The sequence below is a fragment of the Microcystis sp. LE19-10.1B genome (genome assembly GCF_027530565.1).
GTDB classification, from domain to species: Bacteria; Cyanobacteriota; Cyanobacteriia; order Cyanobacteriales; family Microcystaceae; genus Microcystis; species Microcystis aeruginosa.
On the sequence record NZ_JAPZQM010000616.1, the window covers coordinates 1 to 7,305 of the forward strand.

The following is a 7,305-nucleotide window of genomic DNA, read 5'->3' on the forward strand; positions in this document are numbered from 1 at the left end:
AACCTTGCCAGGAATATTATCTCTTATCTTGACCAGATGGATTGACTTCCAGGGGTGACAAAACAAAGCGAGCAACTGGAACATCTCCCCCTAGATGTTAAGTCTGATTGCCTAGTCATTCTCAATAAGCACTGTTTATTGAGAATGACTGGGGGAACCCTGGAATTTTCGGCTTAGTTGCCGGCAGCTTGCCGCCAACTCACTCCTCTAGATAAGTATTTTGACTCAGGCATCTTCCTCTTTTGAGACGTTGTGACACTTAGGGTGCGGAATGTGGGATCTAGTCTGGTCAAATTATTTGTACCGTTCGGCGGTCTTCAGCAGCGATGAAGGGGGAATAAATAATCAGTTTGTAATAACCGGATTTAGGATCAGAATATTTTCAGGCTTGGCGGTGCCAACTTTGGCATCGGGACTGCCCCCTGCCTTTGTTATCTTAATGGTGAGGTACAAAGTTTTTGTTTGGGGGAATCGGTCGTTGGTGGTCGATATCAAATTAGGTTACACTGCTTGATGGGAATTGCCTTCAATGGGGGGGGATGACAGCATTGTACTATCATCCCTTGTTTGGAGGTTAAATCGCTTCGAGATCTTTTTCGCCGGTACGGATGCGGACGATCTGTTCCACGGGGGAGATGAAGATTTTACCGTCTCCGATTTCACCGGTACGGGCCGCCGAAATCAGCTTATCGACGACCATATCGACCTGCTTATCTTCGACGACGATCTCGATCTTGAGTTTTTGGAGAAATTCGACGGTGTACTCGGAACCGCGATAACGTTCCGATTGACCTTTCTGACGACCGAAACCTCTAACTTCGGAGACGGTCATCCCGACAATGCCCGCGTTAACTAGGGCGAGTTTCACCTCTTCAAGTTTAAAGGGTCGGATAATCGCTTCTACTTTCTTCAAAATATCTATCTCCTCGTTGCGTGACGATACTTTACTTTCTTGGTAAATTAACTGTTAATTCTAAACGCAGAATCCCGACAATAGCGCTTAAAGTCATGATTTCTTCAATTATTTTCCTTGGCCACAGTCTTCCACCGTGAAAAACTTCCAGGTGGGAAATAGCCCACCCGAAGCCATAAATAAACCAACTAGAGAGATAATCCCAACTGAAGACCGAAAACACCGTGAACTAGCAGTAAAATCAGGGCAATGCTGCCGATATAGGCGTGAATAGTCCGGAAAAGTTCTTTTTTCCCGCCAGCAAAGCCAGTGAGGGATAATAATCCATTGAAAGCTAATAAACCGATTGCGACCGATCCTGTCCAGAAATGGCTGCTTTCGAGGATTGGATGTTTCTGCATGACTAGGGATAAAATACCGCCGGTGTAACCGAGAGCGATAAATAAAAACAGCCAGGGGGCGAGTTTGCGGTGATCAGCCCGATTGTTGGCCACTACTTCCCCATCTTTGCTTAAACGGCTTTGCCAACCGGCATAGGCAGTATAACTACCCATAACTAAAACCACAATCCCCATCATGACTGGATGTCCCCAATGAACGATCGGTTCGGGAGTTCCGAGACTGCGAAAGGCAGCGGCGATCGGCTCTAGCGCATCACTTAAACTTTGATTCATGTTTGTTACCTAACTTTACAAAACCCTTTTGCCTAAGATTTTAGCCGATCTCCGGACTGGAAAAACTGCGGTTAGCCGAAAAAATGTCAAGCCTTCGCTAAATTTCTTAACATTTCAGCTAGAGATGAGCGGAGAAATATAGAATAGAGTCAGGGGAGACTAGGGATCTCCACGGGGATTAGCCCCTAGGAGGGAGTTATGACTTATCTGCTCAAAGATCGGCGGTCGGCTGGGAGACTATTAGCTAGTTACTTGACAGAATATACCAATAGTGCTGGGGTGCTAGTTTTGGCTTTGCCCCGGGGTGGGGTTCCGATCGCCTTTGAAATTGCCCAAAGGTTACATTTACCGCTAGATCTGTGTTTGGTGCGAAAATTAGGTGTACCGGAGCGCAAAGAGTTAGCTTTTGGGGCAATCGGTCAGAATGGGGTGCGGGTAATCAATGAAAGTGTCGTTGAAGACTTGCACCTATCGGAGGCGATGATGGAAAGGGTAGCAAAGGAAGAAATGATCGAATTAGAGCGACGCGATCGTTTGTATCGAGGGGAGCGACCCTTTCCGGACGTGACGGGAAAAACGATTATTCTAGTAGATGATGGGATCGCTACGGGAGCAACGATTAAAGCGGCGATTCTGACCCTGAAAGCTAGAAACCCCGCTGCTATTATTATTGCTGTTCCTGTTGCCCCGCCGGAGGTCTGTGATCAATTAGAAAAATTAGTCGATCGAGTAATTTGCCTACATAAACCCTACGAATTGAGATCGATTTCTCTTTGGTACGAGGACTTTTCCCAAACCAGCGATGAGGAGGTGCAAACACTTTTAGCCACCGTCGATAGTTCTTTGATTCAAGTTTAGGGAATTAGGAAGTGGGGGAGTGGGGAAGTGGGGTAGTGGGGTAGTGGGGAAGTGGGGAAGTGGGGTAGTGGGGGGGAGAATAAATAACAGCAATCTCCTGAATTCAGAAGTCAGAATTGAGACTTACGAATTCTAACTTCTGACTTCTACGGCATCGGTATCAACGGCATTGGTTGGGGAAGAAACCTCGGTTTGATTCTTTACTGTCCCCGGACGGCGATTGCGATAATCAAGAACTAATCGCGATAATTCCGTGGTTAAAAGGGTGAGGACAATACCATCATCGATCCAACCAATAATCGGGAAAACGTCAGGAGAAATATCGAGGGGGCTAAACAGATAAACCATAGTTCCCAGAATGATAATCCAACGATATTGGGGGTGAGTGATTTTGCTGCTGTACCAGTTGTAAAAAGATTCAACAATCGGTTTCATTAATTTGTCCTCGTTGACGGCGATAATTTAATTTTGTCAGGTTGTCCCTGGGGCTGATAGTGAGGTTTTACCCCCATTATCTAGGGTGATATCCGCTAATTAATCAAAAAAAAATGCCCAGAAGAAAATTCACCTTTAGGGATGAGCCTGAATTATTAAGCTAAGACGTATTTAGGGCTTGCTGAAAAAGTTTTTCGGTGGTGGCAGGGTGTGGGGTGTGGGGTGTGGGGTGTGGGGTGTGGGGTTTTATCGATTTTCAGGTGGTCAACTACCTAATTTTCAGGGAAAAAGTCCCGGAATTTTCCCCCCAATCACTCCAATGGTCGGCACTTTTTGAGGTCAAAAAAGTCTAAAAACCTTATCCAACAAGGTTTTTAGATTTATTCAGCAAACCCTATTTAAACCGCTTATTCTTAATGATCAGCCGAATTTCCTCCAATCCCTTTACTGTTGCCTCTTGCCAGAGTGTCTCTCGCCTCGTCTCAACAAGCAATTTAAATTATGAACAGCTTATTACTGGATGCTTAAGAGGGGAGATAGTGGCATCTTTATCCCCTATAATAGGCGATAACAAACTAATCAATTATCTGCCAGTGTAAGGATGGAAACCCTCTTTCATCTAGTTACTTTTGCCTTTGTCTTCGCTTTTGGTGCCTCGGTGGGCAGTTTTTTAAACGTGGTCATCTATAGATTACCTAAGGGGATATCTCTAGTTTATCCCCCTTCCCGCTGTCCGAAATGTCACCATAGGTTAGGTAAAAGCGAGAATATACCTGTTTTAGGCTGGTTATGGCTAGGGGGTCGCTGTCGCTGGTGTAAAACCCCGATTTCTGTCCGTTATCCAGCGATCGAAACTTTTACCGGTTTATTATTTTGTCTGGTTTTAGGAGATTTTAGCTTTTCTTGGCAGACCCTCGGCTATTGGATTCTCCTCAGTTGGTTATTAGCTTTAGCTTTGATTGATTTTGACACGATGACGCTTCCTAACTCCCTCACCCAATCGGGATTAGTTTTAGGGATAGTTTTCCAAACTCTTTTAGGTTGGCAAAATAATCAAAGTGCTATCTATCTCTTTTCAGCGATCGCTAGTGCGGTTTTAGGAGTCTGGTTATTTGATCTGATCCGGTGGGGGGGAAGTTTTGCCCTCAGACAACAGGCCATGGGGGGAGGGGACGCGAAATTAGCGGCCATGATCGGTGCTTGGTTAGGATGGCAAGCATTATTAGTCACCGCTTTTTTGGCCTGCGCTATCGGGGCGGCCATCGGTATGACGGGCATTTTTCTCGGTAAAATGGGGAAAAAACAAGCTATACCCTTCGGGCCATTTCTTGCCCTCGGCGCTCTGATGAGTGTCTTTTGGAGTGATAAGATCATCTCAGCCTATCAAACCATTTTTTTCCCTTTCTTGTAAAAAAGTTATCCTGTAATTAAATCTTGATACAATAGTCTTCCGTGTCTTGGATCACCATTAGAACAACCCCCAGTCTAGGGTAAGCCGATTGGCTACAGGAAATGCTCAAAGCTCACGACATCCCCAGTCGCGTTATCGCTATTGGCCTTGGTGTTTATTGCGGCTAGGGTCATCAGGCCGCCCTACAAGTCCGTCCCCAAGATCGCTGGACAGCACTTTTGTTATTAAGTCCCCTAGAAGAAAGTCGATAAATTATCTTTATTTTAAACTATGTCTCTATTTGATTGGTTTGCAAATCGCCAAAAAACAGAACCCAAGGTTCAACAACAACAGGAACGAGAAATAGCCGATGGTTTATGGACAAAATGCCCCAATTGCGGCGTTTTGTCCTATACGAAGGATTTATTAGCTAATCAACTGGTTTGTCTCGATTGCGGTCATCATAATCGGGTGGAAAGTGAAGAAAGAATTCGCCAGTTAGTGGATGCTAATACTTGGAATTGCCTCGATGAACAGATTCGACCGACGGATCCGCTCAAATTTCGCGATCGGAAAAGTTATAGCGATCGCATCCGAGAAACCCAAGAAAAAACCGGTCTGACGGATGCTGTCCGGACGGGAACGGGGACGATCGATGGTTTACCCTTCGCTTTAGGGGTGATGGACTTCCGTTTTATGGGGGGTAGCATGGGATCGGTGGTGGGAGAAAAACTCTGTCGTTTGACGGAAGGCGCTACCGATGAAAGTTTACCCCTGGTGATTATCTGCGCTTCTGGCGGGGCGAGAATGCAGGAGGGAATGTTAAGTTTAATGCAGATGGCCAAGATTTCTGGCGCTCTTAACCGGCATCGGGAGGCAAAATTACTCTATATTCCCGTCTTGACTAATCCCACCACGGGAGGAGTCACGGCCAGTTTTGCCATGTTGGGAGATATTATTATCGCTGAACCGAAGGCTACTATCGGTTTTGCCGGTAAACGGGTAATTGAACAGACTTTGCGCGAGAAATTGCCGGAAGGTTTCCAAACATCGGAATACTTGTTAAAACACGGGTTTGTCGATGCGATCGTTCCCCGTACCCATCTCAAGAAAACCCTCGCTCAATTAATTAGTTTACATCAGCCCTTTTTCCCCTTGTTATCCCCCCTCAACAGTCATCATCACCACAGTCAACCGGAGTTAATCCCCCTGAAAACAGCCCAGGGACAAACAACAGTTTAACTGTTCTAAGACGGCACTGGAGTTGGGAGTGCCGAAGCTGCCAGTCCGAGCATTTGTACTAAAATTTTCCTGCTCGGCAGTTTCAATGTAGTCCATCCCACACTTAACCGGGTTGACAGTGATCGCAAAGTCCGAAAAATTCGAGAGTATGGTAATAAACCTTGAATTGGTGGGATTTTTCGAGTTTTTCTGCCAATTCGTGAACGGGACACTCATTAAAGACGATAGACCGACCGCAATGAATACAGGTAAGATGGTGTTGATCCTGCTGAACGGAACTGTAGAGGGATTCTCCTGTGGCTAGGGTTCTCACCTGGACTGCACCCTGTAGTTTTAGGGATTCTAGGGCGCGGTAAACAGTGGCTAACCCCATATTTTGGTCACGCTGACGGAGTTCCACAAACAATTCTTGAGCGGATACTGCCCGATTTAAGGTTTTGAGTAAGTGGATAATGCGCTCTTGCGATCGGGTGCGTTGGGATTTCATATCAAAAAGGTCAGCGATCAAAGTTAATTCTATGCCAAAAAATTATCAGTGCTGTATTTATGTTACTCTGCGCCCCTCGGTACTCGATCCGGCGGGTACGGCGGTAGAGTCGGGATTAAAGCAATTAGGTTATGATACTGTGGCCGGGGTGCGAATTGGTAAGTATATTGAGCTTACCGTAACAGCAGCGGACGAAACCAGCGCCCGCGAACAATTGGCTCAAATGTGCGATCAACTATTGGCTAATCCTGTGATTGAAAATTATCGCTTTGATTTGCATTGTCAGGAGATAGGGGATAGGGGATAGGGGATAAGGAAATGGGGAAATTCACCCAATACCCCAACACCCATCTGATGAGAGCTTTCTGCACAATGAATTAACCAAGTTAAAAATTATGAAGTTTGGGATTATTGTTTTCCCTGGATCGAATTGCGATCGAGATGTGGCAACGGTGACGGAGGGGATTTTTCAGCAACCTACCCGCTATGTTTGGCATCAAGAGACGGATTTAGCGGATTTGGATGTGATCGTGGTGCCGGGGGGATTTAGTTACGGCGATTATTTGCGCTGTGGTGCGATCGCTCGGTTTTCGCCGGCGATGAAAACTGTCCGAGAAGAAGCCGAAAAAGGTAAATTAGTTTTAGGCATCTGTAACGGTTTTCAGGTACTAACGGAAATTGGGCTGCTACCTGGTGCGTTAATTCGTAATCGCGATTTACATTTTATCTGCGATCGAGTGCCGGTAAAAGTGGAAAATAATCGATCTGTCTGGACGCGAGGTTATCAACCGCAACAGGTGCTTAATTTGCCGATTGCTCACGGGGAAGGGCGTTATTATGCCGCAGAAGATACGTTAAAATCTCTGGAGGATAACGGACAAATTCTCTTTCGTTACTGTACTGCCACAGGAGAGGTAAATGAGTCGGGAAATCCTAACGGTTCGTTAAATAATATTGCAGGAATTAGCAATAAAGCAGGAAATGTGCTAGGAATGATGCCTCATCCCGAACGCGCCGCCGATCTGATGCTCAATTTGACCGATGGGAGTCTGTTATTTCAGGAGTTGATCAATTGTTGTTGACTAGACCTCTTGTAAAAATCAAAAATTGTTGTTAGGGTCAGGAGTCAGTAGCCGGTCGTCAGGAGTCAGGAGAATTAAAAATGAAGGTTCTTCGGTTTGTCTTATGCAATGGACGGGGTTATAAAGAATGAAACCTTTATAGAGACAGACATTGCCGCAATTTTTGTCAATTGTTTGCGATCTGGAGCGAACTAATCAATTAAATCTCTTGCCAGATAAGGATT

9 protein-coding genes and 1 pseudogene are annotated in these 7,305 nt (G+C 45.6%); 6 read left to right on the forward strand and 4 right to left on the reverse strand.

The genetic code is table 11. The features are described 5' to 3' along the window. Positions 1 to 574: 574 nt before the first annotated feature. Positions 575 to 913, reverse strand: a complete 339-nt coding sequence (locus tag O9332_RS22210) for a P-II family nitrogen regulator (protein WP_002762484.1) — start codon at positions 911 to 913, stop codon at positions 575 to 577. A gap of 188 nt (positions 914 to 1,101) precedes the next feature. Continuing rightward, positions 1,102 to 1,587: a DUF4079 domain-containing protein gene (locus O9332_RS22215; RefSeq protein ID WP_002762483.1), complete on the reverse strand. Its 486-nt coding sequence runs from the start codon at positions 1,585 to 1,587 to the stop codon at positions 1,102 to 1,104. Positions 1,588 to 1,785: 198 nt separating this feature from the next. On the opposite strand from O9332_RS22215, the gene O9332_RS22220 reads away from it, so the two are divergent. After that, the gene (locus O9332_RS22220; protein WP_002762482.1) at positions 1,786 to 2,445 is read left to right on the forward strand and encodes a phosphoribosyltransferase; all 660 of its coding nucleotides are present in this window, start codon (positions 1,786 to 1,788) and stop codon (positions 2,443 to 2,445) included. A 132-nt stretch (positions 2,446 to 2,577) separates the two neighbouring features. Here O9332_RS22220 and O9332_RS22225 read toward each other — a convergent pair whose 3' ends face one another. After that, positions 2,578 to 2,880, reverse strand: coding sequence for a YkvA family protein (locus O9332_RS22225; protein ID WP_002762481.1), 303 nt, complete (start codon positions 2,878 to 2,880; stop codon positions 2,578 to 2,580). Positions 2,881 to 3,481: 601 nt separating this feature from the next. On the opposite strand from O9332_RS22225, the gene O9332_RS22230 reads away from it, so the two are divergent. The 3 genes and pseudogenes from O9332_RS22230 (at position 3,482) to accD (ending at position 5,512) form a co-directional block, all read left to right on the forward strand. After that, positions 3,482 to 4,291: a prepilin peptidase gene (locus O9332_RS22230; RefSeq protein WP_288027463.1), complete on the forward strand. Its 810-nt coding sequence runs from the start codon at positions 3,482 to 3,484 to the stop codon at positions 4,289 to 4,291. Positions 4,292 to 4,332: 41 nt separating this feature from the next. Further along, positions 4,333 to 4,542 (forward strand): annotated as a pseudogene (locus O9332_RS28505) (hypothetical protein). 19 nt (positions 4,543 to 4,561) lie between these two features. Then, positions 4,562 to 5,512, forward strand: coding sequence for an acetyl-CoA carboxylase, carboxyltransferase subunit beta (gene accD, locus O9332_RS22235; RefSeq protein WP_002762479.1), 951 nt, complete (start codon positions 4,562 to 4,564; stop codon positions 5,510 to 5,512). A 103-nt stretch (positions 5,513 to 5,615) separates the two neighbouring features. Here the strand turns inward: accD and O9332_RS22240 are convergent, their stop codons facing one another. Then, positions 5,616 to 5,999, reverse strand: coding sequence for a Fur family transcriptional regulator (locus O9332_RS22240; RefSeq protein WP_288027469.1), 384 nt, complete (start codon positions 5,997 to 5,999; stop codon positions 5,616 to 5,618). 31 nt (positions 6,000 to 6,030) lie between these two features. On the opposite strand from O9332_RS22240, the gene purS reads away from it, so the two are divergent. Next, positions 6,031 to 6,306, forward strand: coding sequence for a phosphoribosylformylglycinamidine synthase subunit PurS (purS, locus tag O9332_RS22245; RefSeq protein WP_288027465.1), 276 nt, complete (start codon positions 6,031 to 6,033; stop codon positions 6,304 to 6,306). An 88-nt stretch (positions 6,307 to 6,394) separates the two neighbouring features. Next, positions 6,395 to 7,081: a phosphoribosylformylglycinamidine synthase subunit PurQ gene (gene purQ, locus O9332_RS22250; RefSeq protein ID WP_288027467.1), complete on the forward strand. Its 687-nt coding sequence runs from the start codon at positions 6,395 to 6,397 to the stop codon at positions 7,079 to 7,081. Positions 7,082 to 7,305: the final 224 nt, after the last annotated feature.

Excerpts from the sequence above, each read along its gene's own strand:
- O9332_RS22215 (WP_002762483.1), bottom strand. The coding sequence starts at position 1,587 with ATGAATCAAAGTTTAAGTGATGCGCTAGAGCCGATCGCCGCTGCCTTT.
- O9332_RS22220 (WP_002762482.1), top strand. The coding sequence starts at position 1,786 with ATGACTTATCTGCTCAAAGATCGGCGGTCGGCTGGGAGACTATTAGCT.
- O9332_RS22225 (WP_002762481.1), bottom strand. The coding sequence starts at position 2,880 with ATGAAACCGATTGTTGAATCTTTTTACAACTGGTACAGCAGCAAAATC.
- O9332_RS22230 (WP_288027463.1), top strand. The coding sequence starts at position 3,482 with ATGGAAACCCTCTTTCATCTAGTTACTTTTGCCTTTGTCTTCGCTTTT.
- accD (WP_002762479.1), top strand. The coding sequence starts at position 4,562 with ATGTCTCTATTTGATTGGTTTGCAAATCGCCAAAAAACAGAACCCAAG.
- O9332_RS22240 (WP_288027469.1), bottom strand. The coding sequence starts at position 5,999 with ATGAAATCCCAACGCACCCGATCGCAAGAGCGCATTATCCACTTACTC.
- purS (WP_288027465.1), top strand. The coding sequence starts at position 6,031 with ATGCCAAAAAATTATCAGTGCTGTATTTATGTTACTCTGCGCCCCTCG.
- purQ (WP_288027467.1), top strand. The coding sequence starts at position 6,395 with ATGAAGTTTGGGATTATTGTTTTCCCTGGATCGAATTGCGATCGAGAT.